General features: G+C 72.2%; 22 protein-coding genes. 12 read left to right on the forward strand and 10 right to left on the reverse strand.

Annotation, left to right across the window (positions count from 1 at the left end; all coding sequences use genetic code 11):
* Positions 1–53 precede the first annotated feature (53 nt).
* Complete coding sequence (locus AC0VYM_RS17280) at positions 54–602, reverse strand: CGNR zinc finger domain-containing protein (protein WP_475453365.1); 549 nt, start codon at positions 600–602, stop codon at positions 54–56.
* 26 nt (positions 603–628) lie between these two features.
* Here AC0VYM_RS17280 and AC0VYM_RS17285 point away from each other — a divergent pair, with 26 nt between their 5' ends.
* Positions 629–787: a hypothetical protein gene (locus AC0VYM_RS17285; protein ID WP_475453367.1), complete on the forward strand. Its 159-nt coding sequence runs from the start codon at positions 629–631 to the stop codon at positions 785–787.
* Here the strand turns inward: AC0VYM_RS17285 and AC0VYM_RS17290 are convergent, their stop codons facing one another.
* Complete coding sequence (locus AC0VYM_RS17290; protein WP_475453369.1) at positions 788–1,366, reverse strand: TetR/AcrR family transcriptional regulator; 579 nt, start codon at positions 1,364–1,366, stop codon at positions 788–790.
* Between the two features lie 113 nt (positions 1,367–1,479).
* On the opposite strand from AC0VYM_RS17290, the gene AC0VYM_RS17295 reads away from it, so the two are divergent.
* Positions 1,480–2,337 carry an NAD(P)H-binding protein gene (locus AC0VYM_RS17295; RefSeq protein ID WP_475453371.1) on the forward strand — a complete coding sequence of 286 codons (858 nt, stop codon included), beginning with the start codon at positions 1,480–1,482 and terminating at the stop codon, positions 2,335–2,337.
* A 158-nt stretch (positions 2,338–2,495) separates the two neighbouring features.
* On the forward strand, positions 2,496–3,374 hold the full coding sequence (locus tag AC0VYM_RS17300; protein ID WP_475453373.1) for an aldo/keto reductase: 879 nt from the start codon (positions 2,496–2,498) through the stop codon (positions 3,372–3,374).
* A 91-nt stretch (positions 3,375–3,465) separates the two neighbouring features.
* Here the strand turns inward: AC0VYM_RS17300 and AC0VYM_RS17305 are convergent, their stop codons facing one another.
* On the reverse strand, positions 3,466–3,987 hold the full coding sequence (locus AC0VYM_RS17305; protein ID WP_475453375.1) for a GNAT family N-acetyltransferase: 522 nt from the start codon (positions 3,985–3,987) through the stop codon (positions 3,466–3,468).
* Between the two features lie 214 nt (positions 3,988–4,201).
* Between AC0VYM_RS17305 and AC0VYM_RS17310 the strand changes: the two genes are divergently transcribed.
* A complete protein-coding gene (locus tag AC0VYM_RS17310; protein ID WP_475453377.1) occupies positions 4,202–6,031 on the forward strand; it encodes a glycoside hydrolase family 13 protein in 1,830 nt (609 codons plus the stop codon).
* A gap of 52 nt (positions 6,032–6,083) precedes the next feature.
* Here AC0VYM_RS17310 and AC0VYM_RS17315 read toward each other — a convergent pair whose 3' ends face one another.
* Positions 6,084–6,830 carry a thioesterase II family protein gene (locus tag AC0VYM_RS17315; RefSeq protein ID WP_475453379.1) on the reverse strand — a complete coding sequence of 249 codons (747 nt, stop codon included), beginning with the start codon at positions 6,828–6,830 and terminating at the stop codon, positions 6,084–6,086.
* A 264-nt stretch (positions 6,831–7,094) separates the two neighbouring features.
* On the opposite strand from AC0VYM_RS17315, the gene AC0VYM_RS17320 reads away from it, so the two are divergent.
* Entirely contained in the window at positions 7,095–9,395 is a 2,301-nt protein-coding gene (locus tag AC0VYM_RS17320) for a penicillin acylase family protein (protein WP_475453382.1), read from the forward strand.
* Here the strand turns inward: AC0VYM_RS17320 and AC0VYM_RS17325 are convergent.
* Positions 9,289–10,371: a helix-turn-helix transcriptional regulator gene (locus AC0VYM_RS17325; protein WP_475453384.1), complete on the reverse strand. Its 1,083-nt coding sequence runs from the start codon at positions 10,369–10,371 to the stop codon at positions 9,289–9,291. The genes AC0VYM_RS17320 and AC0VYM_RS17325 overlap by 107 nt on opposite strands.
* Before the next feature lie 71 nt (positions 10,372–10,442).
* On the opposite strand from AC0VYM_RS17325, the gene AC0VYM_RS17330 reads away from it, so the two are divergent.
* Positions 10,443–12,704, forward strand: coding sequence for an ATP-binding cassette domain-containing protein (locus AC0VYM_RS17330; protein ID WP_475453386.1), 2,262 nt, complete (start codon positions 10,443–10,445; stop codon positions 12,702–12,704).
* A gap of 150 nt (positions 12,705–12,854) precedes the next feature.
* Positions 12,855–14,207 carry a PepSY-associated TM helix domain-containing protein gene (locus AC0VYM_RS17335; protein ID WP_475453388.1) on the forward strand — a complete coding sequence of 451 codons (1,353 nt, stop codon included), beginning with the start codon at positions 12,855–12,857 and terminating at the stop codon, positions 14,205–14,207.
* Here AC0VYM_RS17335 and AC0VYM_RS17340 read toward each other — a convergent pair.
* The gene (locus AC0VYM_RS17340; RefSeq protein ID WP_475453390.1) at positions 14,188–14,748 is read right to left on the reverse strand and encodes an AAA family ATPase; all 561 of its coding nucleotides are present in this window, start codon (positions 14,746–14,748) and stop codon (positions 14,188–14,190) included. The genes AC0VYM_RS17335 and AC0VYM_RS17340 overlap by 20 nt on opposite strands.
* Positions 14,749–14,857: 109 nt before the next feature.
* Between AC0VYM_RS17340 and AC0VYM_RS17345 the strand changes: the two genes are divergently transcribed.
* A complete protein-coding gene (locus AC0VYM_RS17345) occupies positions 14,858–16,561 on the forward strand; it encodes a translation initiation factor IF-2 (RefSeq protein ID WP_475453392.1) in 1,704 nt (567 codons plus the stop codon).
* Between the two features lie 64 nt (positions 16,562–16,625).
* On the opposite strand, the gene AC0VYM_RS17350 is transcribed toward AC0VYM_RS17345, so the two are convergent.
* Together AC0VYM_RS17350 and AC0VYM_RS17355 are read right to left on the reverse strand one after the other, a co-directional pair.
* Positions 16,626–18,815 (reverse strand): NB-ARC domain-containing protein, encoded by a 2,190-nt coding sequence (locus tag AC0VYM_RS17350; RefSeq protein ID WP_475453395.1) that lies wholly within the window; start codon positions 18,813–18,815, stop codon positions 16,626–16,628.
* Positions 18,816–18,906: 91 nt separating this feature from the next.
* Complete coding sequence (locus AC0VYM_RS17355) at positions 18,907–19,833, reverse strand: UTP--glucose-1-phosphate uridylyltransferase (RefSeq protein WP_475453397.1); 927 nt, start codon at positions 19,831–19,833, stop codon at positions 18,907–18,909.
* A 132-nt stretch (positions 19,834–19,965) separates the two neighbouring features.
* Here AC0VYM_RS17355 and AC0VYM_RS17360 point away from each other — a divergent pair, with 132 nt between their 5' ends.
* Together AC0VYM_RS17360 and AC0VYM_RS17365 are read left to right on the forward strand one after the other, a co-directional pair.
* Positions 19,966–20,589: a TetR/AcrR family transcriptional regulator gene (locus tag AC0VYM_RS17360; protein ID WP_475453399.1), complete on the forward strand. Its 624-nt coding sequence runs from the start codon at positions 19,966–19,968 to the stop codon at positions 20,587–20,589.
* Positions 20,582–21,202: a GNAT family N-acetyltransferase gene (locus tag AC0VYM_RS17365; protein ID WP_475453401.1), complete on the forward strand. Its 621-nt coding sequence runs from the start codon at positions 20,582–20,584 to the stop codon at positions 21,200–21,202. The genes AC0VYM_RS17360 and AC0VYM_RS17365 overlap by 8 nt, the downstream gene beginning before the upstream one ends.
* On the opposite strand, the gene AC0VYM_RS17370 is transcribed toward AC0VYM_RS17365, so the two are convergent.
* Positions 21,189–21,512 (reverse strand): hypothetical protein, encoded by a 324-nt coding sequence (locus AC0VYM_RS17370; RefSeq protein ID WP_475453403.1) that lies wholly within the window; start codon positions 21,510–21,512, stop codon positions 21,189–21,191. The two genes, AC0VYM_RS17365 and AC0VYM_RS17370, sit on opposite strands and share 14 nt — an antisense overlap.
* A gap of 484 nt (positions 21,513–21,996) precedes the next feature.
* The gene (locus AC0VYM_RS17375; protein WP_475463077.1) at positions 21,997–22,710 is read right to left on the reverse strand and encodes a class I SAM-dependent methyltransferase; all 714 of its coding nucleotides are present in this window, start codon (positions 22,708–22,710) and stop codon (positions 21,997–21,999) included.
* A 254-nt stretch (positions 22,711–22,964) separates the two neighbouring features.
* Between AC0VYM_RS17375 and AC0VYM_RS17380 the strand changes: the two genes are divergently transcribed.
* Together AC0VYM_RS17380 and AC0VYM_RS17385 are read left to right on the forward strand one after the other, a co-directional pair.
* The gene (locus tag AC0VYM_RS17380; RefSeq protein ID WP_475453405.1) at positions 22,965–23,345 is read left to right on the forward strand and encodes a hypothetical protein; all 381 of its coding nucleotides are present in this window, start codon (positions 22,965–22,967) and stop codon (positions 23,343–23,345) included.
* Positions 23,346–23,533: 188 nt separating this feature from the next.
* Positions 23,534–26,869, forward strand: a complete 3,336-nt coding sequence (locus AC0VYM_RS17385; protein ID WP_475453407.1) for a P-loop domain-containing protein — start codon at positions 23,534–23,536, stop codon at positions 26,867–26,869.
* The last annotated feature ends 70 nt before the right edge of the window (positions 26,870–26,939 follow it).

Here is a 26,939-nt window from a genome sequence, read left to right on the forward strand (position 1 = left end):
AGTCTCACATCCGGGCTGGTGAGGCGGCACGGGCGACCCCCGCGGCAGCAGGCTCAGAGCCCGGCGTCGGCCCCCTCGACCTCCTCGGCTGTGCGGGCTCGGTGGCGCCGGACGGCGTCGCGGTTGCCGCAGGCGGGGGAGCAGTACCGCTGTCGGCCGTTGCGGGAGAAGTCGGCGTACACGTGGGCGCACCCCCGGGCCGCGCAACGGCCGAGGCGGTGCATGCCCCGGCCGGTCAGGTGCAGGGCGGTGCCGACGGCGATGAGGGAGGCGATCTGCCGGTGGGCGGGCAGGTCGTCGGGGCGGTAGTGCAGGTGCCAGCCGGTGCCCGCGTGGTCGGTGAGCCTCGGTGGGCCGGAGTACTCGGTGAGCAGGGTGTTGAGGCGTTCGGCGCGGGTGGGCGGGTCCGCGCTGTCGACGACGGCGGCCCATCCGGTCAGGAAGTCGCGGACCTCGGAGAGGTCGTCCTCCCCCACCGCGCGTTCGAGGAGGAAGCCCACCTCGGCACAGCGCCGTTCCAGGTCGGCGGTGCCGGAGCAGGGCCGGTTGGTCAGGTCCACGGCCAGGGTGAGCGGACCCTGGCCGTAAGGGTTGAGATGCATAATGCCATTACACCAGACTGGGGGTCATGACCGAGCACGAACACCAGTGGACCACCGACTCCTCCCACCCGACCAGCGAGGGCGTGGTCATCTACCAGCGCTGCCGCTGCGGAGGGCACCGCGTGGCCCTGGCCGCACCGGTCCTCCAGGCACACACGGCCACTTCCGGGCGACACGGCCGCTGATCACGCCCCGACGCCGATCCCCCGCTCCAGGGTGCGCACGACCGCCGGGGCCACCGCGTGCCGGGGCATCTGCCCGCGCCCGGCCCGCTCCAGCCCGGTGAAGACCAGCGCCCACAGGACCTGGACCGCCCAGGCCGGATCGGCGTCCGGGTCGAAGACACCCTCCGTCTGCCCCCTCCGGACCAGGCCCGTCAGGACCTCGGGCTCGGGGTCGGCGGGGTCGGGGTTGTCGTCGAAGACCTCGTTGGCGGTGTCACCGAAGGCGAAGACCACCCAGTCGCCCACCTCCACGTGGGCGGCGACCACGCGTCGCATGGCGTCCAGGGCCGACCCCTCGCCCACGCGCGCCTCGTCCATGACCCGTCCGATCTCCGACAGCGCCTCCGCGTAGGTGGCGGCCAGCAGCACGTCGCGGTCGGGGAAGTAGCGGTGCAGGGTGCTGCGACCCACGCGCGCCGCCTCGGCCACCTCCGAGAGCGGGGCGTTGCGGTCATGGGCCAGGACGGTGGCGGCGGCGCGCAGGATCGCCCCCCGCGTCCGGGCCCGCACCCCCGTCCTCGGGTTCTCCGTGCTCGTCATGGCGCCAACCTACCGCCCGCACCAAAAAGAGAACCCGGATCCCTTTTATGGGACATGAATGTCCCATTATGATTGGTGGAGTTCCCATCGCCTCCTGGAGAGGAACCCCCGCCATGCGCATCCTGGTGACCGGAGCCAGCGGAACCGTCGGCTCCCTGGTGGTCCCGAGACTCCTCGAACGCGGCGCCGCCGTCCGCGCGCTCAGCCGCGACCCCGCCAGCCGGGTCTTCCCCGAGGGCGTCGACCCCGTCGCGGGCGACCTGGAACGCCCCGCGACCCTGGACGGAGTCTTCGACGGTGTGGACGCGGTCATGCTCTACCCGCACCCCGAGACCGCCGAGGAGGTCGTGGACCGCATCCGCCGGGCCGGGGTGCGCAGGATCGTCCTGATGTCCTCCGCCTCGGTCCAGACCGACCCCGACGCCGACACCGAGCACAACCACGGTCACCTGCACCACCGCCCCGTGGAGGAGGCGGTGGAGCGCTCCGGCCTGGAGTGGACCCACCTGCGCGGGGGCGAGTTCATGGTGAACGACCTCGACTCCCTCCCCGACTCCATCCGCACCGAGGGGGTGGTGCGCGCTCCGAGGGGAGACGAGCCCGGGGCTCCCGTGCACGAGGCCGACATGGCGGACGTGGCGGCGGCCGCGCTGCTGGAGGACGGCCACCACAGCCACGCCTACGAGATCACCGGCCCCGAGCCGGTCACCCCGGCCGGGCGCACCGCCGTGATCGCCGGGGCCCTGGGGCGGGAGGTGGCCTTCGTGGAACTGACCCTGGCCGAGGCCCGCGACCTGTGGCTCGTGCGGGGCGTCCCGCCGGAGATCTGCGACTGGCTGCTGTGGGAACCGGACGGGGACGGAGACGCCGCCCCCGGCGACTGCGTGTCCCCGGACTACGAGCGGGTCATGGGCCGCCCCGGGCGCACCTACGCCCGGTGGGTCGACGACCACCTCGACGCCTTCCGCTGACCCGCACCCGGGCCCCGAACTCCTTGCGCGCCCCCGCGCCACCTGGAATCCTGCGGTCCCCGGCCAGGGCGACACGGGGCGGCGGACACGAGCCGCACCCGCGCCGACCTGGCACCATGGCACGAACCCGGCCGTCGTGCCGCAGTGGAAGGAAGACCGTGACCGACGCACACACCACACCCCCCGTCGCAGAACAGGCGGGCACCCTCCTCCTCGGAGGAGACCTGCCCGTCCACCGCCTGGGGTTCGGCGCCATGAGGATCGTCGGCGAGGGGGTGTGGGGACCGCCCCGCGACCGGGACGAGGTCCTGGCCGTCCTGCGCCGGACCGCCGAGCTCGGGGTGAACTTCATCGACACCGCCGACTCCTACGGCCCCCAGATCAGTGAGCGGCTGATCCGCGAGGCGCTCTACCCGTACGCGGACGACCTGGTCATCGGCACCAAGGCCGGCTTCGTGCGCACCGGCCCCTCGGAGTGGCATCGACTGGGGCGCCCCGAGTACCTGAGGCAGCAGGTGGAGCTGAGCCTGCGCAACCTGGGGGTGGAGCGCATCGACCTGATGCAGCTGCACCGGATCGACCCCGAGGTGCCGTTGGCCGACCAGCTCGGTGTGCTCACCGACCTCCAGAGGGAGGGCAAGGTCCGGCACATCGGGCTGAGCGAGGTGAGCGTGGACGAACTGTCGGCGGCCCGCGCGATCACCCCGATCGCCTCGGTGCAGAACCAGTACGCGCCGTCCTTCCGCCAGTCCGAGGACGTCCTGGAGCAGTGCGAGAAGGACGGGATCGCCTTCCTGCCGTGGGCGCCGGTCGGCCGGGGCGAGATGGCGGCGACCGACTCCCCTCTGGCCGGGATCGCCGCCCAGCACCGGGTGAGCCCGGTCCAGCTCGCCCTGTCCTGGCTGCTGCACCGCTCCCCCGTGATGCTGCCGATCCCGGGCACCTCGCGGGTGTCCCACCTGGAGGAGAACACGGCGGCGGCCGCGGTGCGGCTGTCCGAGGAGGAGGTCGAGCGGATCAGCCAGCTCCTGTCCTGATCCGGACACGGGCGCGGCCCAGCGGAGGAGTCCTTCGCTGGGCCGCGCCCGTGTGGCCGTCCGTTCGCACGGGCGGCCGTGGGGTCCCGGATCAACCGGGGCGCATGCGGAACACCTGGAGGCGCATGTCGTAGTACTTCTCGGTCTCGCCGACCCATTCCATCCCGAGTCGGCGAGCCACGGCGATCGCCCGCTCGTTGTGGGGGCGCGCGACCGCGAACACCTCCTCGATCCCCTGGCTGAACGCCCAGTCGATGATGGCCCGGCTCGCCTCGGTGGCGTAGCCCCGCCCCCACACGTCCGGACGCAGCACCCAGGAGAGTTCGAAGTCCTCCTCGAAGGGCGGGAGGAGCTTAAGGGACAGCCCTCCCACCAGTTGTCCGTCCTTCTCGTTGACGATGGCCCAGCGCCCGGCGGGTGGGATCAGGTTCGGTCCCGCCTCGATCCACGCGTGGAGCACGGAGCGCATCGCGCTGATGTCGGTCACCGGGTGCCATTCCGGTGTCAGCCAGTGCGCGACCTCCTCGGCCCCGTAGATCTGGAGGGCCGCGTCGGCATCGCCCAGCTCCCACTCCCTGATCAGGAGTCGTTCGGTTGGCAGCTCAAGGCTCATATACCAACGGTAACCCGGAAGAATCCGGCGGGACAGGGGTGCGGAGCAAGAGACTGCCCCCGCGACGGAAACCGCGACGGGGGAAGGGGCCTGGGGCCGCGAGGGATGCGCGACACCGCCACCCTGCAAGAACAGTGCGCAAAAACTTTCGCATTCGCGACGTTTTCTTGCCATCATGTGACGTGCACTTTCCCTCCGGCACCTGGAGTCCCACATGCTCTTCAGCCACGACCCCCACCACGACGGGTCCCCCGACTACGTCACCCTCGACGGCGACCGGGCTCGGCTTCGGGTCCGGGTGCCCGGCGGCGCCGACGCCGTGTACGCGTACGTGGTGGAGGACGGCGAGGCGGGGCTGGTCGAGGCGGAACCGGAGGGCACCGCGAACGGGGTGGGCTGGTTCGCGGTGGAGATCCCCCTCCAGCCCGTGGCGACCCCCTACCGTTTCGCGATCGTGCGCGACCGCCGCTACACCTGGCTCAACCAGGAGGGCGCACACGACCACGAGGTCACCGACGACGCCGACTTCCGGCTGGTGAACGCGCCCAACCCGCCCTCCTGGGTCCCGGGGACCACCGTCTACCAGGTCTTCCCGGACCGCTTCGCGCGTGACGACGACTCCGTGGAACCCCTCGCCGAGCACCCGGAGTGGGCGGTGCCGCGCGCCTGGGACGACGAACCCTCGGGGTTCGGCCCGGCCGCGCCCGGCGAGTACTACGGCGGCACCCTGGAGGGGGTCCGCCGCCACCTGGACCACCTGGAGGAGATCGGAGCCCGGGTGCTGTACCTGACCCCGTTCTTCCCGGCCCGCTCCACCCACCGCTACGACGCCTCCAGCTTCGACCGCGTGGATCCGCTGCTCGGCGGCGACGAGGCGCTGCTCGCGTTGACCCGCGAGGCGCACGCGCGCGGCATGCGGGTGATGGGCGACCTCACCACCAACCACACCGGTGACGAGCACGAGTGGTTCCTGGCCGCCCGGACCGACCCGGACTCGGAGGAGGCCGGGTACTACTACTTCGAGGAGCACCCCGAGAGCTACGTGAGCTGGCTGGGCGTGCGTTCGCTGCCCAAGCTCGACTACTCCTCGGCCGCCCTGCGCGAGCGCGTCTACGGTGCCGACGACTCCGTCCTGGTGAACCGGCTGGGCGGCGAGGAGGGCCTGGACGGCTGGCGGATCGACGTGGCCAACATGACCGGGCGCCTGGGGAGCCAGGACGTCAACCACGAGGTGTCCGGCGAGATCGCCGCACGGATGCGCGAGGCCGCCCCGCGGGCCTGGCTGCTGGCCGAGCACTTCTACGACGCGGGACCCGACACCCGCCACGACGGCTGGCACGGGGTGATGAACTACGCCGGGTTCACGCGGCCGGTGTGGGCCTGGCTGAACACCGGGCCGAAGGGGGTCCGGTACGCGGCCACGCACACGTCGGCGCCGCTGCCCAGCAGCGGGGCGGTCGAGGCGGTGCGGGCGATACGGGCCACCAACGCGGGGCTGCCCTGGCGGGTGCGCACCCACAGCGTCAACGCGCTGAGCACTCACGACTCCGCCCGGTTCCGCACCGTGGTGGGCGACCCGCTCCGGCAGGCGGTCGGCGTGGCGGCACAGGCGGCGCTACCGGGTGTGCCGTTCGTGTTCGCGGGGGACGAGATCGGGCTGGAGGGGCGCGACGGGGAGAACTCCCGCCGCACGATGCCCTGGCACCGCCCCCAGGACTGGGACCGGCGGGTCCTGGACTCCCATCGGCGCCTGCTCACTCTGCACCGGAACCTCCCCGCGCTCCAGGAGGGCGGGTTGCGCTGGCTCGACGCGGGCGAGCACCACATGACGTTCCTGCGGACGCTGGGCGACCAGGTGGTGCTGGTGCACCTGACCGACGGGCCGCACGGGGAACGGGTCGCCGCCCCCGGCGATCTGGACGCGGCGGGGCTGGAGGTCGTGGAGAGCGACGGCGCGGTGCGGGTTCGCCTGGGTGACCCGGTGGCGCTGTCCGCCGACGGCCCCGGCTACCTGTTCGCGGTCGGCACCCGTTCGCAGGGCTGACGCGTCCGGGCACGGGGCGCCCGCGCCGTGCCCGGACCGGCGGAGCCGGGCCTCACCCCAGGAGGGGCTCCACGTCCTGGGTGATGCGGGTGACCACGTCCACGGTGCGACCGGTGAAGTAGAAGTGGTCGCCGGGCAGGGTGTGGTGGGCGAAGCCGCCCTCGACGTGGTCGGACCAGCCCGCGAGGCGTTCGGGTGTCATGCCCTGGTCCCGCGCGCCGCCGAAGACCGAGAGCGGGACCCGCAGGGGCGGGGTCCGGGGGTCGGGGCTCCAGGTGTCGACCAGTTGCAGGTCGGCGCGGACCAGGGGTTCGACGAAGGACCACAGGTCGGGGTCGTCCAGGGCCCGCCGGGGGGTGCCGCCCATGCGGGCGATGGTCTCGCGTAGGCGGTCGGCGGAGACCAGGTGACGGGGTTCGGCGCGTTCGGGTCCGGGCGAGGGGCTCCACGCGGAGGCACCGAGCCAGACCGGCGGGGTCCCGGCGTCGGTCAGGCGGAGGGTGAGTTCGTAGGCGACCAGTGCGCCCATGCTGTGGCCGAAGAGGCCGAAGGGCCGGTCGAGCTCGGGGCGGATTACCTCGTGCATGCGCTCGGCCAGGGCGTCGGCGTCGCGCAGGGGCGGCTCTTGGGCGCTGCGGACGCGTCCGGGCGCGTCCAGGAGGCAGATCTCCCAGTCCTCGGGGAAGTGGCGGACCCAGCCCCGGTAGCCCAGGTGGGAGCCGCCCGCGTGGTGGAGGACGAAGAGCCGGAACCGGCTGTGGGGTACGGGTCTGAGCCGGTTCAGGGCGCCCTCGTGCACGGCTCTCCCCTCCTTTCTACCGATGGGTAACCACGCGAACCTACCAGTCGGTAATGAGCTTCGGGTAACCCGGAGAACCCGGCCCGCTCCCCCGCGTGAGCACGGCCACACCCGCGTCCGGGCGCCGCCCCTCGCCCACGGCGGGTCCCCCGACTCCGCCGTGAAGGGAAACCTTCCCGCTCCGCGCGGTGACAAAGGCCAACGAAGGGTACGAACCACCCGCGCCTCCGGCGCCCCGCCCACGCCCCGCACCGAGAGGTCCGCATGGAACACACCCACGTCGTCGACGGGCTCGCCTCACCGGTCGAGGTGGTGTGCGACCGGTGGGGCGTCCCCCACGTGCGCGCGGCCAGCGCCGACGACGCGTTCGTCGCCCAAGGCTTCACCGCCGCCCGGGACCGGCTGTTCCAGCTCGACCTGTGGCGGCGCCGCGGCCTCGGCCTGCTCTCCGAGGTCCTGGGCGACGGGTACTTGGAACGCGACCGCGCGGCCCGGCTCTTCCTCTACCGGGGTGACATGGAGGCCGAGTGGGCCGCCTACGGCGAGGGCGTGCGCAGGACCGCCGAGCTCTTCACCTCGGGAATCAACGCCTACGTCGCCCTCACCGAACGCGAGCCCGCGCTGCTCGGACCGGAGTTCGCCGAGCTCGGGTTCACCCCCGACCGCTGGGCTCCCGAGGACCTGGCCCGGATCCGCTCCCACGGCCTCTACGCCAACGTGGAGAAGGAGCTCGCCCGCGCCCTCACCCTCCGCGACTTCGGCCCCGGAGCCGAGGACCTGCGCGCGGTCCGCGAACCCGAAGGGCCCCTGCGCGTACCCGCGGGCCTGGACCTGGACGTCCTCCACCCCGGGGTCCTGGACGTGTACCGGCTGGCCTGCGCGCCCCTGGACCTGTCGGGCGCCGCGCCGTCCACCGCCCCCCTCGAACCCGACGGCAGCAACAACTGGGTGATCGGCGCCGAGCGCACCGCCACCGGCCGCCCGATCCTGGCCAACGACCCCCACCGGGCGGTCGGCGCCCCGGCACTGCGCTACGTCACCCACCTGACCTGCCCGGAGTTCGACGTGATCGGTGCGGGCGAGCCCGCCCTGCCCGGGGTGTCCATCGGACACAACGGACACGTCGCCTTCGGTCTCACCATCTTCCCGATCGACCAGGAGGACCTGTACGTCTACGAACTCCACCCGGACGACCCCGGCCGGTACCGGCACCGCGGCGGCTGGCGGGAGCTGGATACGGTCACCGAGCGCGTCCCGGTGCGGGGCGGCCCCGACCGCGAGGTGCGGCTGGAGTTCACCGTGCACGGACCGCTTGTACGCTCCGACCCCGAGCGGAACGCCGCCTTCGCCGTACGCGCCGCCTGGCTGGGTCCCGGTATGGCGCCCTACCTGGGCAGCGTCCAGTACATGCGGGCCCGGAACAGCCGGGACTTCCGCGACGCCCTGCGGGTGTGGGGCGCGCCCGGTGAGAACCAGGTGTACGCCGACGCGGAGGGGATCGGCTGGATCGCGGCGGGCCGGGTCCCCGTACGCCCGAACTGGGACGGCTCGCTGCCCGTACCCGGTGACGGAAGCCACGAGTGGGCGGGCTTCCACACCGGCCTGCCCGCCGTGCACCGGCCCGAACAGGGGTGGTTCGCCTCCGCCAACGAGTACAACACGCACCGGGCCCCGGACTGGGACCCGTTCACCGTGACCCGGGACTGGGCGGCCCCGCTGCGTCACGAACGCATCGCGGCGGAGCTGTCCGCACGCGCCGACTGGTCCGTCGAGGACGCCTGCCGCCTCCAGGGAGACCACCTGAGCCCGGTCGCGCGCGCCGCCCTGGGGGTGCTCGACGCACTACCGGACACCGACCCGGGGACCGCGCGGGCCCTGGGACTGCTGAGGGCCGGCGGCTGGGACGGGACCATGGCGGTCGACCTGCCCCAGCCCACCCTGTTCGAGCACTGGTTCGCGCACCGTCTGCGTCCCGCACTGCTGCGTGAGCGCCTGCTGGAGCTGGTCGCCCCCGACCGCGTCGAGGCGGCGGTGGCGGCCCTCACCCCCGATGCGGACCGGGCTGCGGACCCGCGCGTGACCATGCGCCTGCTGGCGGAGGCGGTCCTCAGTGAGCGGGGACGCGCGCTGGTGGCGCGCTCCTTGGGGGCGGCCCACCGGGACCTGACCGGGCGGCTCGGTCCCCCCGGTCCGGCCTGGCACTGGGGAGAGCACCACTTCGCCCGGCTGGACCACCCCCTCGCCGCGCTTCCGGACCCTCCGCTGTGGGCCCGGGGACGGCGTGTCGCGCGTCCGGGCAGCGCGGACACCGTGGACCTGACCGCGGCGGACTCCTCCGGCCGCCAGTACCACGGCGCGTCCTTCCGGATCGTGGTGGACGTGGGCGCCTGGGACGGGTCCGTGGCGGTCAACGCCCCCGGCCAGTCCGGTGACCCGCGCAGCCCCCACCATGACGACCTCACCGACCTGTGGGCTCGGGGCCGTCACTTCCCGCTGCTCTACTCCCGCGCGGCCGTGGACCGGCACCGCGTCTCGACCCTCCACCTGCTCCCGCCCGCGCCGTGAGCGGCCCCCGGGCCTCGGGTGGCACCGCCCGCCCGAGCCGGGTGGCGAGCTCGGCGGTGCGCGCGACGAACTCCTCCGGCGCCTCCAGGGTGAAGTCCAGACCGGCCAGGGCCAGCACGATGACGATCCACTCGTAGGAGTCCACGAGGGCCACGTACCGGCAGCGGTCGGGGCCGACCGCCTCCAGCGAGCCGTCCACCCGGGTGAGACGGGCGGCCACCTCCGCCGCCGAGGCGTGGAAGAGAACCGTGACGGAGTGCCGCTCCCGGCCCGGACCGAACCCCTCCTCCAGGTGCGCGGCCAGGTCCTCGGCGGGGAGCGCCCTGGGGGTGAACGCGGCGCGGGTCGGGGTGATGTCGGTGATGCGGTCCAGCCGGAAGGAGCGCCAGTCCCCTCGGTCGCGGTCCCAGGCGAACAGGTACCAGCGCCGTCGCAGCAGGACCAGCCGGTAGGGGTCCACGTGGCGGCGGAGTTCCCGCCCGTCGCGACCCCGGTGGCTCATCCGGATCCGGTGTCCCGCGGCGACCGCCTCACTCAGCCCGGTGAGCACGTCGACCGACGCTCCGGGCCACACGCTCCGCCCGGGTTCCACCGCCGACGCCAGGGTGCTGGCCCTGCGGGACAGACGCGAGGGGAGCACCCGTTCGATCTTGCCCAGGGCCCGCTCCGCGCCCTCCTCCGCGCCCTGGACGCCGCTGAGCCCGCCCGCGACCATCCGCAGCCCCAGTGCCACGGTGACCACCTCGTCGTCCTCGAACATCAGCGGTGGCACGGCGTTGCCCGCCACCAGCCGGTAGTGGCCGCCGGGACCGCGCAGGCTCTCCACCGGGTAGCCGAGCTCGCGCAGGCGGTCGATGTCGCGCCGCATGGACCGGGGGCTGGTGCCCAGCGCCTCGGTGAGGGCGGCGGCGGACCAGGCCCGTCCGTTCTGGAGCAGGGAGAGCAGGCGCAGCATGCGCTGACTGGTGTCGGCCATACCAGCATTCTCCCCGACCACCAGGCAGTTGTGGCCGGTTTCTGGCCACAATCCGATCTAGTGTGACCGCCATGAGCACCACATCCACACCAGGCATCACCGTGACCGGGGCCCGTGAGAACAACCTGCGCGGGGTGGACCTGACCCTGCCCAGGGAACGACTCGTCGTCTTCACCGGAGTGTCGGGGTCGGGCAAGTCGTCCCTGGTGTACGGCACCATCGCCGCCGAGTCCCAGCGCCAGCTCAACGAGGCCCACGACAGTTTCACCCGCAGCCGGATGGCCCACCTGGGCGTGCCCGACGCGGACCGGTTGGAGAACCTCACCGTGACGCTCGCCGTGGACCAGAGGCGGTTCGGCGGGAACGCGCGCTCGACCCTGGGCACCGCCACCGACCTCGCACCGCTCCTGCGACTGCTGTTCTCCCGGATCGGCCGGCCCTGGGCGGGCTACTCACCCGCCTTCTCGTTCAACGACCCCAGCGGCATGTGCCCGGACTGCCAGGGTCTGGGCACCCTGCGGCGCATCGACGCCGACGCCCTCCTGGACGACTCCCTCTCACTGGACGAGGGTGCCATCCGGCTGCGCACCTTCGCGCCGGGAACCTGGCGGTGGAAGCGCTACGTGCACGCCGGGCTGTTCGACCGCGAGAAGCCGGTGGGCCGCTACACCGCCAGGGAACGCGACCTGTTGTTGCACGCCGAGGGGCTCAGGCTCACCGACCCGGACCCGGAGTTCCCGGTCACCGGGGTGTTCGAGGGGGTGGTCCCCCGCATCACCCGCAGCCTGCTGGACGCGGAGTCTGTCAACCCGCGGGACCGCGACGAACTGGAACGGGTGGTGTGGCGCGGCCCCTGCCCCGAGTGCGGGGGCGCACGGCTGAACCGGGCCGCGCTGGCCTGCCGGATCGGTCGGCACAACATCGCCGAACTGGCCGCCCTGCCGGTCTCCCGGCTCGGCCCGGTGATCGCCGCCATCCACGACCCGCGCGTGGCCCCGGTGACCTCGGCCCTGCTGGAGCGCCTGCGCGGGCTGGAGGAGGTCGGACTTGGATACCTCAGCCTGGACCGGCACTCGGCCACCCTGTCCGGCGGCGAGGCCCAGCGGGTGCGACTCGTCCGGCACCTGGGCGGCGCGCTGACCGGCCTGACCTACGTGCTGGACGAACCCAGCTCCGGGCTGCACCCCGCCGACGTGCACCGGCTCACCGCCCTGCTGCGCCGCCTACGAGACAAGGGCAACACGGTGCTGGTGGTGGAACACGACCCGGACGTGATCGCGGCCGCCGACCACGTGGTGGACCTCGGCCCCGGCGCCGGACACGAGGGCGGCCGCGTCGTCTACGAGGGCTCGGTGGAGGGGCTGCGCCGCGCGCCCACCCCCACCGGCCGCTACCTGCGCCAGCCCCGCTCGGTGCGGTCCCGTACCCGTACCCCGGTCGGATCGGTGGAGGTCCGCGACGCCCGTCTGCACAACCTGCGCGGGATCGACGTGTCCGTCCCCACCGGAGTACTGACGGCGGTGACCGGGGTGGCGGGGTCGGGCAAGAGCTCACTCGTCCACGGGGAGCTGCCCCGGGTACGCCCGGACGCGGTGGTGCTCACCCAGGGATCGCTGCACGGCGGCCCCCGGTCCACTCCCGCGACCTACCTGGGGATCCAGGACACCCTGCGCACACTGTTCGCCCGGGCCAACGGGGTGGCATCCGGCTGGTTCAGCGCCAACTCCACCGGCGCCTGCCCGACCTGCCGGGGGCGCGGGGTGATCGTCACCGACCTCGCCTTCCTCGACGACGTCGAGACGGTGTGCGAGCACTGCCGAGGGCTGCGGTTCAACGACCGGGCGCTGTCGTACACCCTGGACGGCCGCACCATCGCGGACGTGCTGGCGCTGACGGCGGCACGCGCCCGGGAGGTCTTCGAGGGGCCGGTCGCGGAGTCGCTGGACCGGATGGAGCGGGTCGGGCTGGGCTACCTGAGGCTGGGGCAGTCCCTGGACACGCTCTCCGGCGGGGAGCGCCAGCGCCTCCGGCTGGCCCGTGAGCTGGCGGAGCCCGCGCGGCTGTACGTGCTGGACGAACCCACCACCGGTCTGCACGGCGGCGACGTGGCCGGGCTCGTCGCCCTGTTCGACCGGATGGTGGACGCGGGGGCGACGGTGGTGGTCGTCGAACACCGGATGGACGTGGTGGCCGCCGCCGACCACGTGGTGGACCTCGGCCCCGGCGCCGGACACGAGGGCGGCCGTGTGGTGTTCGAGGGGACGCCCGCGCGGATGGCCGCCGCAGGGAAGGGGGCGACCGCGGACGCCCTGCGCGCCCACCTGGCCGGATGACTCCGGGCGCCCTCCGACCGGGCCGCCCGACGGCCGCGGGGGCGGTCGGCCGGGCCCGGAGTCCCCCGAATGATGCGGATGTCGCGGGAACTCCCGGGGCCCTCCGAACGACGTCACTGTCGACCGGAACGGCGACGGCGGAGGAGACCCATGGAACCGGCGAGCACGAAGCCCGTGACCGAGGACGGGGCGCCCCCGCCCGGGCCGGGCGTGTGGAACCAGCTCAGGCCGCTGGTGATGCGGCTGCACTTCTACGCGGGTGTGCTGGTGGCGCCCTTCCTCCTGGTGGCGACGGTCTCCGGGCTGCTGTACGTGTGGACGCCCCAGGTCGAACAGGCGCTCTACGCCGACCAGCTGAGGGTCCCCGCCGCCGAGGGGTCCCTGCCCCTGGCCGAACAGGTGCGGATCGCCCGGGCGGAGGTGCCCGACGCCGCCGTGCACTCGGTGCGCCCGGCCACTGCCCCCGAGGACTCCACGTGGGTGCTGATGGACCTGGCCGAGAGCGGTACCGGGGCGCGCACGACGGTGTTCGTCGACCCCCACGCGGGCGAGGTCCTGGGGGTGTCCGAGAGCTACGGGACCAGCGGCGCGCTGCCGGTGCGCACCTGGATCGACCTGCTCCACCGGGAGCTGCACCTGGGTGACGTCGGTCGGCTGTACAGCGAACTCGCCGCGAGCTGGCTGGGGGTGGTCGCCCTGGGCGGCCTGGCGCTGTGGGTCGCCCGGCGCCGACGCGGTCGCCAGCGGGCGGGGCGGACGCGCTCGGTCTCCCTGCACGCCACCGCGGGGGCGTGGGTCCTCCTGGCTCTGCTGTTCCTGTCCGCCACCGGGTTGACCTGGTCCCAGTACGCGGGGTCGAACGTCTCCGATCTGCGTGAGCGGATGTCCTGGACCACTCCGGCGGTCTCCACCCAGGTCCCCTCAGCCAGCCCCGGGGTGGACGTCGGCCCGGACGCGGTCCTGGCCAGCGCCCGGGAGGCCGGGCTCGACGGGCGGGTCACCGTCGACCTGCCCGCCGACCACACCTCCCCCTACGTGGTCACCCAGCTCGAACGCTCCTGGCCGACCCAGGCGGACTCGGTCGCCGTCGCCCAGGACACCGGTGAGGTCGTGGACGTCGTCCGCTTCGAGGACCACCCGCTCATGGCCAAACTCAGCCGCTGGGGTGTGGACGCCCACATGGGGCTGCTGTTCGGCGTGCCCAACCAGCTCGTCCTCACGGCGGTCTGCGGCGGGCTGATCTGGGTGATCGCCCTGGGCTACCGCATGTGGTGGCAGCGCAGGCCGACGCGCGGCGGTGCCTGGGCGCTGGGGCGCCCGTACCCGCGCGGCTCCTTCCTGGCGCTGTCCCTGCCCCTGAGGGCCGCGGTCGTTCTGGGCTGCGCCGGGGTCGGTCTGGCCCTGCCCGTTCTGGGGGTTTCGCTGCTGGCCTTCCTGGTGGTCGACGTCGTGGTCGGCCGGTTCTCCGGGGGTACCGGGCGGCTCAGGTCCGGTTCGGGGTGAGTTCGGGGAACCGCCGCAGCACCCGGACGCACACCTGGGCCGGGGTGAGATCGGTGTTGTCGACGGCCAGGTCCGCCCACGTGCCCAACCACTCCTGTTCGGCCTGGTAGAACGGGTCGACCCTGGACCGCCGGAAGGCCCGGGCGTCCTCGTTGACCTCGGGGTGGCCCGGGGCGACGTCGTGGGCCGCGATGCGTGCGGCCAGGGTGGCGCGGTCGGGACGCAGCAGGACCCGGCGGACCTCCAGTCCCTCGGCGTACAGGCCGCGGAGGATCTCCTCCGCGTACTCCCGGCGGAGGACGCTCATCGGGGCGACGAGGGTCTGGCCGGTGAAGGCGTGCACCTGGGCGGCGACGGTGGCGAACAGGGCGCGCCAGGGCGGCAGGTCCTGGAAGTCTCCGGGGTGGTCGGGCAGCAGGTGGCGGAGCATGAAGCCGATCTCCTCGGGGTCCAGGAGACGGCTGTGGGGCACCCGTTCGACCAGCAGTTCGGCGGTGGTGGTCTTCCCGCCGCCGAAGGGACCGTTGATGAGCAGCAGCATGCGCGCAGACTACTCGCGGCGACGGTCGGGTTTCGGGGCCGGGACGCGGTTCCCGTAGGCTGACCTGCCGAACCGGGATCATCCGGGCGCGACGACTAGAGAACCTGGCATGAAGCACCCAACCGACGTGTGGGCGACCGTCACCCCCGACCGCGAGGTCCTGGCGGTCGTGCGCAGCGTCCCGGCGGCCGGACGCCTGTTGGACGTGGTCGGGTTGTTCGGTGACGACCGGGTGGGCGTGACCTTCACGGTCACCCCCGGTTCGGCGTCCCAGGCGGGGATCGAACCCCTGCTCCGCGCCGCCGGGGTCGACCTGCTGCCCTGGGACGAGGCGGTCGCGGGGTCGGACCGGTTCGACCTGGCCCTGGCCGCCAGCGCCAAGGGCGACCTGCACCGGATCAAGGCACCCCTGGTGCTCATGCCGCACGGTGCCGGACACAACCGCCGCGTGGGGGACGGCCCCGGATCACTGTCGAACGCCTCCGGACTGGACGCGTCCGAACTCGTACACGAGGGACGGCTGATCGCCGAACGGTTCGTGCTGGCCCACCGGGAGCAGGAGGACCGCCTGCACGAGTCGTGCCCCGAGGCCGAAGGGCGCGGCGCGGTCGTCGGGGACCCGGCCTTCGACCGGATGCTCGCCGCCCTGGGGCGCCGCGAACGCTACCGGGCCGCCCTGCACCTGGACGGACGTCGGCTCGTGGTGGTCTCCTCCACCTGGAACCGGGGGTCGCTGCTGGGTGCGCGGCGAGAGGTCGTGCGCCGACTGCTCGCCGAACTCCCCTGCGACGAGTACCGGGTGGCGCTGGTCGCGCATCCCAACGTGTGGAGTCAGCACGGCCGGGCCCAGCTGGAGCTGTGGTTCGCCGACGAGATCGAGGCCGGGCTGGTGCTGGTCCCCCCGGCCGAGGGGTGGCGGGCCGCGCTCGTCGCCGCCGACCTGGTCGTCGGTGACGTGGGATCGGTGACCTACTACGCCGCGGCCCTGGGACGGCCGGTGCTGCTCGCCGCGTTCTCCACCGGCGACCTGGACCCGCGCTCCCCGCTGCTGGAGTTCGGCGCGGCGCTGCCGAGGCTGACCCCGGCGGGCGTGGCGGACCAGGTGGAGGACGTCGTGCGGATGCCGGTGCCCCCGGTCTCCGACCTGCTCATGGAGCACCGCGCCGAGTCCGCTCCCCGGCTGCGGTCGCTCCTGTACTCCCTGCTCGACCTGCCCGAACCGGAGCGGACCGCGTACTACCGGCCCCTGCCGGACCTGCCCGACTCCCCCGACGACGTCACGGCCTGGCGCGTGGACCTCCGGGTGGACCGTCCCTCACCGGACGTTGCGGAACCCGCCACCGGCGGGGCCGAGGTGTGTCTGCGCCGCTACCCCGCCGGGGCTCCCCTGCCGCGGCCGGGCAGGTCGGCCGTGCGCCCGCTGGTGGTGGACGCCGAGGACGCGGTGATGCCGCGCTGGGGCTCGGCCGACGCGTGGTCGAACCGCCGGGGCCGCACGGAGGAGGAGGCGGTGGCCTGGCTGAAGGAGCGGGTCGACACCTACCCGAAGACCCTGCTGGCCGTCGCCGCGCTCGGTGAGGGGTCCGTGCTGCTGATGCACCGTTCCGGCGCCGCGATGCGGGTGCGCCACGCGGACGGCGTCCGTCCGTGGGTCGACGCGTCGGTCGTCGCGGCCGCCGCCGTGGGCTGGGCCCGCGAGGGCCTGCCGTGGCACCGCTGGCACCACCGCGTCCAGGTCCGCCTGGGCGGGCGCACCCTGCACCTGAGGGCGTACCCCCCCCCCGCGGGAACTGGGCTTTTTAGGGGATGTTGAGGTGGCCCCGGGCTGACCGGCGCGGGCGGGTCAGCCGGGCGACGGGGCAGCCGGTCGGTGCGGGTCAGTCCTCCGGCGCGGTGAGGCCCCGGAGGTCCTCGGAGATCCGCTGGGCGACGCCGTCGAGGTGGTAGTACTCGGTGATCTTCAGTGCCCAGGCGAGCCGCGCGCGGGCCCGGGAGCTCTCTCCCCGCCGCTCTGCGACAGCGGCCAGGGCCCGCGCCGCCTGGACCTGCTTGACCGGTTCGGCCAGTTCCTCGAAGACGATCCTGGCCGCGTCGGCCCCGACCTCGGCCTCGTCGAGGCGGTTCAGGTCGGTCAGTGCGCGGGCCCGTGCCAGTCGCACCCGGGCACGCAGCAGCTCCCAGTCGTGGATCGCCCAGTCCGTCTCGCGTCCTCCCCCGTCGCGGGAGAGCACGGCCAGCCGGTGGTCGGCGATCCGCTCGGCCTCCCGCAGCTCCGTCTCCGCCAGGGTCGCGTCTCCCCCGCGCCGGGCCTGCTCTCCCAGCTGATACGTCTGGAGGGCGTCACCGCGCGGACGACCCGCGCGCCGGTGGATGTCCCGGGACCGGGTGAGCAGTTCCTCCGGGCTCCGTTCCGACCCCGGACCGGCCCGCCCCTCCAGTTCGGGAAAGCGGCCCCGGAGGAGTCCCTGGGTCTCCAGCACCACGGCCTGGTCCGGCTCCGACCCCTCCGCCGCCCGGGCCGCCTCCGCCACCAGGGCGGCGGCGCGTTCACCCTGGCCCAGCTCGGCGTGGACGCGGGCCAGGTAGACGGCGCAGCGCGCGACGGCGCTCCGCTGTCCGGTCTGGCGGGCCACGTCCAGGGCGTGTCCGTAGACGCGCGTGCCGATCTCCAGGCGGCGTCTGCCGTGGCAGGCGGGCCACACGGCGTCGGCCAGGACCAGGACGGCGACGGGGTTGTCGAGTTCGTGGGCCAGCCGCATGAGGTCGGGGACGTGTGCCAGGTTCCGGTCCTGCCAGTCGGCGGCCTCGCTCCTGCGGCCGAAGGGCAGCCGGTGGTCGGCGGGCGCGACGGTCAGTTCGGCGGTGTCCAGCGCGTTGGTCAGGCGATGGCGTTCGCCGAGGCTGGCCCGGTCCGCCAGGTGGTGGGTGACGGTGAAGAACCGCAGGACGGCGGCGGCATTCAACCTCCAGCGCTCCGTGGAGCCCTCGCGCACCCGGTCGCGGACGAGTTCGACGATCCCCCTCCCGGCGCCGGTCTCCGGGTGGAGCAGGCTGGCGTCGGTGAGCCTGCCCATGACCTCAGGGGCCCGTTCCCCCGCCGCCGCGTGACCCAGTTCGGCGGGGAAGGATCGGCCCGGATAGGCGGACAGGAACTTCAGGAACTCCAGGTCGTCCGCGCCCAGTCCGGACAGGGCCACGTCGATGACGGCGTCCACACCCGCCAGCGGCGGGACCGTGGACCGCTGACGGGCGACCACGGCGTCGACCAGCGCGCTGATGCTCAGGCCCTGGGCGTCCACGTGCCCGGCGGCCATGCGGATGGCCGAGGGCAGTCCGCCGCAGAGTCGCACGAGTCGGGTGGCGGCCTCGTACTCCACGCGGTCGGACATGCGTCGGTCGACCGCGTGGAACGAGCGGAACAGGCTGAGTGAGTCGGCCTCGGGCAGGGAGCGCAGGGTGAGGGCCTCCGCGCCCCGGGCGATCCGCCCGGCGGCTCCGGCGAAACCCTCCTCGCAGGCGGCCACGACCAGGTGCGGCCCCGACCCGAGCGGGAAGTGGTCGATCTCGGTGTCGCTGGCGGCGCCGTCCAGGAGCAGCAGGAGGTGCCTTCCCGCGGTCACCCCTCGCAGACGGCCGATGAGGACGTTGACGTCGGTCTCCGCGCCCACGTCCCGCACGTGGAGGTCCTGGAGGAGGCCGCGCAGGACTCCGGTGAGGTCGAGGTTGCCCTCACGGTCGCGCCAGGTGTCGAGGTCCCGGTACAGGACCCCGTCCTCGAAACGGTCCGACAGGCGGGCGCCGACCTCGGCGAGGGTGACGCTCTTGCCGATCCCGGACTCCCCCAGGAGCAGGGCCAGCGCGCCCCGGCGGTCCCGCCGGACCTCGGCGGCGAGGGCGTCCAGCCGGACGAGGTCGTCCACCCGGTTGGTGAACCTGCGGTCGGCGGAGGGTGCCTGGTGGGGCGGTGCGGGCGGCCGGGGCTCCCCGAAGTGGACGCTGCCGACGCTCCGGGCCTGGACCGCGGCGTCCGCGTGTCCCGACAGGTCGTTCCGGTGGGATTCCGGCACCGCTGGCCTCCTGGGGGTGGTTTCGCGCGGGCGCGACGGGTGGTCATGGCCTCCGACGATCCTAGGGGCCCGCCGTCAGGCGGGGGCCCGGTCACCCGACGGTGTCCGCTTCCGGTCGTCCGGACGGGGTTCCGGGGTCGGAGGCCAGGCGGCGCAGGAGCGGGCCGTACTCGGGGTGGGCCAGGGCGGAGGCGAACTGGGCGACCAGGTAGTCGGCGGGGTTGCCGGTGTCGTACCAGCGCCCCTGGATGACCTGCCCGAAGACCGGGTGGTCGGCGGCGTGGGCGTTGATGGCGTCGGTCAGGTAGATCTCGCCGGTGCGGTGGGTGTACCAGCGTTCGGTCTGGGCGCGCAGCTGGTCGACGATGTCGGGCGTGACCACGTAGCCCCCGATGGCGGCGTAGGCGGAGGGCGCGTCCTCGGGCTTGGGCTTCTCGACCAGCCCCGAGATGCGCAGGAGCCCCTCGGAGAGGTCCTCCGCCACCCGGGGCACCCCGTAGCGGCGGGACTCCTCGCGGTCCATGGGCATGAGGGCGAGAACGGGGTGGCCGGTGCGCTCGTGGGCACTCACGAGCTGCTGGGCGCGGGGGACGTCCGCGACGAAGACGTCGTCGGGCCACAGGACGAGCGTCGGTTCGTCGCGGGCGTCCCGGTAGGCGTTCAGGACCGGGGTGCCGTTGCCGTAGGGGCCGTGCTGGTCCAGGTAGGTGATGTGCCCCAGGCGGGCCAGCTCCGCGACCTCCTCCACGGCGTCGGCGTACTCCTGCTTGCCGTCGCCGCGCAGGCGTGCGACCAGGGCCGGGTCGGGGCGGAAGTGGTCCTGGATGAGGGACTTGCCGCCGGAGACGACGATCGTGATGTCGGTGATGCCGGAGGAGACGAGTTCGCGGACGGTGTGCTCGATGACCGGCTTGTCACCGACCGGGAGCATCTCCTTGGGGGTGGCCTTGGTGAGCGGCAGCAGCCGCGATCCCATACCGGCCGCGGGGATCACGGCGCGTCGGATCGTCCTGGTCATGTGTCTCCCCTGGTCGTGGCTGGTGCGGTGGAGGCCGATCGTATCCGCGCGATCGTCGGCGGGCACGGAGGACGGGGCCGGGTGCGCCCCGGTGTAGAATGAACATGTGTTCATTCAAAAATCGGAGGTTCGATGCCACGGAGTCCGGAACAGCACGAGGCGATGCGCGCCGCCACCCGCGAACGGGTGCGCTCCGCCGCCGTTCGGCTGTTCGCGCGTCAGGGGTTCGCGGCGGTGAACATGCGGCGGATCGCGGAGGAGGCGGGCATCAGTACCGGCTCCATCTACCGTCACTTCACCACCAAGGAGGAACTGTTCGAGGACCTCGTCACCGAGGCCGCCGCCGGGATGGGGGAGGTCGTGGCGCTGTTCCGGGGGCCGGGGGACCCCGTGGAGTCCCTGCGGGCGTTCACGGAGGAGTTCCTGTCGGACCTGGCCGGAACCGGGGACTTCGTCGAGTTCTTCCAGCTCATGCACCAGGCGTTCACACAGGGCAACTCCCCGGAGGGAGGGACGCCCGCCGTACTCGCGCTGGTCACCCGGAACACGGAACTGCTCGCCGCGACCGTGGAACTGGTGGAGCGCGGGCAGTCCGGCGGCGCGCTGCGCCGCGGCCCCGCCGCCGAGCTGGCGACCTGCTACCTCGCCCTGCTGGACGGTCTGGTGACGATGCGGTCCGCCCTGGGTGAGCGGTGTGTGCTGCCGAGTACGTCCACGGTGATGGGTCTGCTCCTCAAGGAGGGAAACGATGGTTGACGGAACCGGGGAACCGGTGGTGATCGAGGTCAGGCGCGGCGACGAGCTGGGCGAGGCGTACCGGAGGGCGATCGCGGAGGTGTTCGTCGAGGGGTTCGGTGATGATCTGGCGTACTTCGCCAAGGACCCGGCCCGGCTCACCGAGGCCGTCGAGCACATGCTGGTACTGGAGCGCTTCCACGTGGCGCTGATCGACGGGCGACCCGCGGCGCTGGCCAGCCTCACCGAGGGCGACCAGGAGGCGATCGACCACGACGCCCGCACGCTGCGCGGGCATCTGGGCCTGGTCAAGGGGACCATCGCGGACCGGGTGTTCCGGACGCACTTCCAGGGTGGCGCCACCAGGTCCAGGCCCGGCCGCGCCGAGATCGGCTTCGTCGCCAGCGCGCGGCGCTTCCGTGGCCGAGGGGCCGCCAAGGCCGTCCTGAACCACCTGCTCGCCCTGCCCGGGTACGACGAGTACACGCTGGAGGACATCAAGGACAACAACGCGCCCGCCCTCGGGCTCTACGAACACCTCGGCTTCCGCGAGTACAAACGGCGCGAGGTCAGCCACTCCCGGCGGAGCGGGTTCCACGCGTACGTGTCCATGAGGCTCACTACAGCACGGTGACGGCCACCCTGCGGCCGTCGGGATCGGTCAGCAGGTGCTCGCCCCGGGAGAGCGGCGGGTCGGTCTCGGTCACGTCCAGGGCCAGGCTCAGCCGGAGGTCGCTGGCCCGCAGACTGTCGGGGGCCGGGTGGATCTCCAGGACGGGTCCCAGGGGAAGCCTGCTGGAGTAGCGGCTCGGCCCGTCCGGGTCGGGTTCCTCCCCGAAGGCCAGACCGAGCGCGTTGTAGAAGTCCCGGCACTCCTCGGCCCTGGACGTGTACAGGACGATGGAGTCGAGGCAGGCGTGCGTGTCGAAGATGGGTTCCGGCATGGCCGTCCCTACTGCTCGGAGGGTGCGAGGGGGGGGCGTGTTCACCCCGGTTTCCAGTCTGCGCGGCGGGCGCGACGGCCACAAGCGGGTGGTTCCCGGCTGTGGACAACTCCCTCAGAGAGTCCACGGGCCCGAGGTGAGCTGATCCCGGTACCGGTGGCAGGCCCCTCCTCGCTGAGCCGACGCAGCGCGGCACCCTGTTCGCGGAAGGCCCGGGAGCTGCCCCGGACGAACAGGGTGTGCGCGGCGACGTCGAAGCCCAGGTGGTCCCGGTACCCCTCGTGGAGCCGCCGGTCGTGGTCGATCCCGTCCCGATCCGGCCGGGGCACCCCGGTCCCGAACCCTGCGCACCCGAATCCGCTGCTCCACGCAGGCTCCCCATCCGAGGGCCGCACTCCATCCCGGTTCGGCGGCAAGGTCAGGCCCCTTCCTCGACCAAACCGGCGTGGTCGCCCCGGAGTACGACGGGGTGGTCGTCGAAGCCTTAGGCCAGTTCGGGCAACCGGTAGACGGACACGTGCGAGTGGGAGTCCCCGGTGAACGGGGTGCCCTTCCAGTCGGCGTGCCGGGACTCCAGCCCGAAGCCGGCCATCTGCGCCATGAGGTCGAGTTCGGACGGCCACACGTACCGCTGCTTCACCCGGATCACGCTGGGCTCACCGCCCTTCTCGAACCGGATGTGGTGCGAGACCAGGTGCTGGTGTTCGAGGTCGAAGGTGTCCAGCCCCACGTACCCGTCCCGGTGGGCGAACACCAGGCCGTCCTGGCCGGGAGGAAGCCGCCGCAGGCTGGGCACGCCCAGTTCCACCACGAACCGTCCGCCGGGCCCGAGGTGGCGGGCGGCGTTACGGAAGCACTCGACCTGTTCGGCCTGGGTGAGCAGGTTCGAGATCGTGTTGTAGACCAGGTACACCAGCGCGTAGTCGCCGGGGACCCGCGTGGTGGCCATGTCACCGACCACCACCGGGATGGTCGCCTCGTCGGCCTTGGCGCGCAGCCGCTCGACCATCGCCGGGGACAGCTCGACACCGGTGACGGGGACACCCCTGGCGGCCAGGGGCACCGCGATCCTCCCGGTGCCGACCGCGAACTCCAGGGCCCCGCCGTTACCCGCGAGCGCGGCCAGCGCCGCCACGGCGGGATCCACCTCCCCGGGGGCGAACATGCCCTCACCAGGGGTGTCGTAGGAACTCGCCATCTCGGCGTCCCACACCGGGGACGGCGCGGACGGTTCGTGGGGCTCCGGTGCCGGTTCAACGTCAGTCATCCGGGCACGGTAACGCCGGTCCGCCTCCGAGCGCCAGAGGATTTGGGGGTGGATTCCCAGTTCTCGGCTTCCCGGAAACCGGGCACGGCCAGCGGCCCGGTCAATTTCAAGAAACCCTGCTACGTAAGGGATGCGTCTCCTGCAGAGTGGCCTCCGGAATGGGGAGACGGTGCCATGATGGCTGCATGGGTAAAGGCCACTGGGTCCTGGTCATCACGTGTTCGATCGTCGCCGCGCTCTCCGCGTCCCTGTTCCTCCTCCAGTGGGAGCAGGCCAACCGCCTGGCCACGTCGGTCTCGGCGCTGGCCGGACTGGCGGCTGTCGGGGTCGCGGTGTGGGCGGCGTTGCGCCCCGCCGCCCGGTCCTCCTGTGTCACGGTGCGGGACAGCGGAGCTGCGCGCGCCAGAGGGATCGGCCGGGCGAACAGCGGGATCCGTCTCCAAGGCGGATCGAACCCCCGTGACCTCCGTGTCAGGGGCAGCGGCGACGCCACTGCCTCCAACGGAGGCTGGGCTGTGAGCGGCATCGACCGGGGCGGTCCGCGCGACGAAGCCCCGCGCTCATGACCGTGCCTCCGAGCTTGTCCGTCAACCGGTCCGGCGACGCCACGGCCTCCTCCTGTTCCTACGCGAACACCGGAATCCACCTGGGCGACGTGTACCAGCACGCCGCTCCCACACCGTCCCCCTACCAGTACCAGGTACGCAGGATCTGCCCGCGATCACTGGAGGACAGGGACGGGGAACTTCGGCTGATGACCGAGTTCTGCGTGCGTTCGGTCCCCTCCGACGCACCCGAGCACGAACGATGGCTGTGGTGGCAGGGCCCAGCGTGGTCGGGGAAGACCGCCCTGATGTCCTGGTTCGTTCTCAACCCGCCGCCAGGTGTCACCGTCGTCTCATTCTTCGTCACCGCGAGATTCGAGGGGCAGAGCGACCGGTCAGCCTTCGTGACGGAGGTGCTGCACCAACTCGCGGACGTCGCGGCCGAGCCGTTCCCCACCCACGTGACGGCCGGGAACCGCGAGGCCTATCTGCACCAGTACCTGGAACTGGCGGCCGACCGCTGCCGGAGCCGGGGAGAACGCCTAGTCCTGGCCTTGGACGGACTCGACGAGGACCGTGGGGTGACGACGGGTCCCGACGCCCACAGCATCGCGTCGGTCATGCCCACCCGGCTCCCGAACGAGACGTGCGTGATCGTGGCCGGGCGGCTCAACCCGCCGCTTCCCAGCGACGTCCCGGTCGACCACCCCCTGCGGGACTCCCACGTGGTCCGGGCGCTGAGCCCCTCCTCGTACGCCAGGGTGATCCAGAACGAGGCCCTCCGCGAGCTCAAGTACCTGCTGCACGGGAGCGAGGCCGAACAGAACGTACTCGGGTTCGTCGCTGCCGCTGGCGGCGGCCTGTCCGAGGACGACCTCGCGGAGCTGACCGGCCTCCCCCGCGCACACCTGCGCGACCTGCTGTCCGTCGTGACGGGACGCTCCTTCGCCCGGCGCTCCCACTCCCACGTCCACCGTGCCGAGGCCGACGTCCTGATCCTGGCCCACGAGGAACTCCAGACAGCGGTCATCGATCACCTGGGAGAGCGGAGACTCGCCGACCACCGCCAGCGGCTCCACCTCTGGGCCGACAAGTGGCGCGCGAAGGGGTGGCCGAAGGCCACCCCCGGCTACCTGCTACGGGGCTACTTCCGACTGCTGGAGTCCATCGGTGACACGGACCGCATGATCGCGCTAGCGCTAGACCAGAAACGGTCCGAGCGCCTGATCAGGGTCACCGGTGGGACCCACGACGCCAGAGAGGAGGTCCTGGCCGCACAGCGCCGAGTCTCGAGCCAGAAGAACGTCGACCTCGTGGCAATGCTCCGGCTGACCCTCATGTTCCACCAGGTCAGTCAACTGCTCACTGTTCCCCTGGACCTGCCTGTCCTCTGGGTACGGCTCGGTGAACCCGACCGGGCCATCGCCCTGGCCCTGTCAGCGACGAGCGAGACCGAACCGACCCGGCTACTGGGTCGGGTCGGGCACGCTCTGGTGGATCACGGCGACAGCGAGCGAGCCCGGAGGGTCGCCCGCCAAGCCGAGGCCACCGCGCCCACCGCGAAGCACTCCATGGACCAAGGGCTCTCGTATATCGATGCTATCCACCTCTACCTCCGTCTGGGCGAGCTGGGACGGGCCCGGTCACTCCTCGACAAGACACGCGATAGGGAGGGAAGGGTGACGGCCCTCGGACTCATCTCCTCAACTCTCATCAGGAGCGGCGAAGAGCGCTGTGGGGTAGAGGCGGAGGAACAGGCACAGGCTCTGGTGGATCTCGCGAGAACACCCAGCGAACGTGTCCGTCTCATGATCGAACTGGCGGAGGCACTCGTCGGTGTCGACAGGCAGAACCACGTCCCCAATCTCACAGGGCGCGAGCGCGCCAGGGAGCTGGCCCGAGAGACGGAGGTTCTTGCCTGGAATCTCCCTCACTCCAACGATGACCGTGACTCACTGCTCTCCAACGTCCTCGGGCTTCACCTGACTCTCCAGGACCAAGATGCGGCCAACTCCCTGCATTCACGCATGGGGACGGCAACGAATCCGTGGGCGCAAACCGCGATGGTCAGGTCCCACATCTCAAGTCAGGACCTCGAACGCGCAGAGGCGACCGCACGCGCCACCGACGAGGGCCTGAGTTCCGACTTGAGCCTCGTGGCCCTGGCCTACGTCCGACAGAACGCTCTATACAAGGCGATCGCCGTGGCTCGCGACATTCCGGACGTCGAGGACCAGGCCTTCGTCTGGCAGTTCCTAGCCGTCGTCGCCCACACAGACGCGGACAAGAAGGTGACGGAGTCAGCCCTAGCACGATTGCGTACTCTGGCGGACCAGGATAGTGGTGCCGACGGCCTGTGGACTGTCCTCCCGCTGTGCACGACACAAGTCGCCCTCGATCGCCAGTTCCTTCAGGGCTCACAGGTCGAAGAGTTGCATTTCGAGACACCCCAGCAGCTGCATCTTGAGGCACTGCTCCAAGGCGTGCTCGACCACCTGGTCGCACGCGGCCTCATCACGCGAGCCGAGAACATCGTGGACCTGTTCCACAACGACTTCGACCGGGCCGACTTACTCACCCGAATCGCCTCGGCGCTCCATGACAAAGGGGAGACACCGCTGGCCCGATCCATGGCCGCGAAGGCGGAGAGCCTCGCCTGGTCGACCTTCGCTCCCCTCCAAAACACCCTGCGTTTCCTACACAATGCCGCACAGGGCACCACGTCGGACCCTGCACAGGCCTCCGCTCTCGCTTTCACTGAGACTCCGCCGAGCCACGTCGACGGCTCCCCGACCGTGTCGGAGATCCTGCTACCCACGAGTCTCCGTAATGCCCGGTCCCACCTGCTAAAGGTCCTACAGGCCTGTTCCGAGGCGGCGGATCCATCCAGAGTGCGCGCAGCCCTCAGAGCCCTGGACGCGTTGGAGGAGATCTCCTTGGACAGGTTCCTCCACTCCGAAGAGGAAGAGCAGCTGCGCGTCGTCGCCCTCACTCGCATCGGAGACCTCCAAGGAGCGTTCTCCCTCGCCTATCCCGGGTTCCACGACTCCCCACAGGAGGCCCTGGGATTGGAGGTCGCCCGTGAAGGCGCTCTTGACCTCGCCCGGAACTTGTCCACGGAGGGGAATCACGCGTACCACCGTCTCCACCTGCTCGCCTGCACCGCCAAGGGGCTGGCCGTGCTCGGCCGAAACGAACAGGCAGCGAAACTGATCGGGGAGATCGAGGAGGGATGCGTGGGAATCGATGGCGGATACTGGCATGACCGGGTTCTGGCGGTGATAGCCGAGGCCCTGGGCCGGATCGGCGAGATCAGTCGGGCGGAGAGGTTCCTCTCCCGTGTCACCGACTCTGGTAGCAAGGGAAGAGCGCTCCTCTCGATCGCCACCACCGCTCCGGTCGACCAGCGGCGGCGTCTCTTAGCCCGGGCGCTGACCACCGAGTACTGGGTGAAGACCTTTCCCGCGATCATGGCACTGGAACCGGAGGTGGTGACCGCGCTGAGGGACGACCTCGTGGCCCACCTGGACGCAGCACGGTCCTGAGCCCGGCCTTCCCGGAGGCCTCCTACTGGGGAATGCACTGCGGAATCTTAGCGTTCTGCCCTCCTTGTGG

This window comes from Nocardiopsis sp. iso_237 (assembly GCF_056173345.1).

Excerpts from the sequence above, each read along its gene's own strand:
- AC0VYM_RS17380 (WP_475453405.1), top strand. The coding sequence starts at position 22,965 with ATGGGTAAAGGCCACTGGGTCCTGGTCATCACGTGTTCGATCGTCGCC.
- AC0VYM_RS17320 (WP_475453382.1), top strand. The coding sequence starts at position 7,095 with ATGGAACACACCCACGTCGTCGACGGGCTCGCCTCACCGGTCGAGGTG.
- AC0VYM_RS17285 (WP_475453367.1), top strand. The coding sequence starts at position 629 with ATGACCGAGCACGAACACCAGTGGACCACCGACTCCTCCCACCCGACC.
- AC0VYM_RS17280 (WP_475453365.1), bottom strand. The coding sequence starts at position 602 with ATGCATCTCAACCCTTACGGCCAGGGTCCGCTCACCCTGGCCGTGGAC.
- AC0VYM_RS17345 (WP_475453392.1), top strand. The coding sequence starts at position 14,858 with ATGAAGCACCCAACCGACGTGTGGGCGACCGTCACCCCCGACCGCGAG.
- AC0VYM_RS17370 (WP_475453403.1), bottom strand. The coding sequence starts at position 21,512 with ATGCCGGAACCCATCTTCGACACGCACGCCTGCCTCGACTCCATCGTC.
- AC0VYM_RS17360 (WP_475453399.1), top strand. The coding sequence starts at position 19,966 with ATGCCACGGAGTCCGGAACAGCACGAGGCGATGCGCGCCGCCACCCGC.
- AC0VYM_RS17295 (WP_475453371.1), top strand. The coding sequence starts at position 1,480 with ATGCGCATCCTGGTGACCGGAGCCAGCGGAACCGTCGGCTCCCTGGTG.
- AC0VYM_RS17335 (WP_475453388.1), top strand. The coding sequence starts at position 12,855 with ATGGAACCGGCGAGCACGAAGCCCGTGACCGAGGACGGGGCGCCCCCG.
- AC0VYM_RS17310 (WP_475453377.1), top strand. The coding sequence starts at position 4,202 with ATGCTCTTCAGCCACGACCCCCACCACGACGGGTCCCCCGACTACGTC.
- AC0VYM_RS17355 (WP_475453397.1), bottom strand. The coding sequence starts at position 19,833 with ATGACCAGGACGATCCGACGCGCCGTGATCCCCGCGGCCGGTATGGGA.
- AC0VYM_RS17375 (WP_475463077.1), bottom strand. The coding sequence starts at position 22,710 with ATGGCGAGTTCCTACGACACCCCTGGTGAGGGCATGTTCGCCCCCGGG.
- AC0VYM_RS17330 (WP_475453386.1), top strand. The coding sequence starts at position 10,443 with ATGAGCACCACATCCACACCAGGCATCACCGTGACCGGGGCCCGTGAG.
- AC0VYM_RS17340 (WP_475453390.1), bottom strand. The coding sequence starts at position 14,748 with ATGCTGCTGCTCATCAACGGTCCCTTCGGCGGCGGGAAGACCACCACC.
- AC0VYM_RS17365 (WP_475453401.1), top strand. The coding sequence starts at position 20,582 with ATGGTTGACGGAACCGGGGAACCGGTGGTGATCGAGGTCAGGCGCGGC.
- AC0VYM_RS17385 (WP_475453407.1), top strand. The coding sequence starts at position 23,534 with ATGACCGAGTTCTGCGTGCGTTCGGTCCCCTCCGACGCACCCGAGCAC.
- AC0VYM_RS17325 (WP_475453384.1), bottom strand. The coding sequence starts at position 10,371 with ATGGCCGACACCAGTCAGCGCATGCTGCGCCTGCTCTCCCTGCTCCAG.
- AC0VYM_RS17290 (WP_475453369.1), bottom strand. The coding sequence starts at position 1,366 with ATGACGAGCACGGAGAACCCGAGGACGGGGGTGCGGGCCCGGACGCGG.
- AC0VYM_RS17305 (WP_475453375.1), bottom strand. The coding sequence starts at position 3,987 with ATGAGCCTTGAGCTGCCAACCGAACGACTCCTGATCAGGGAGTGGGAG.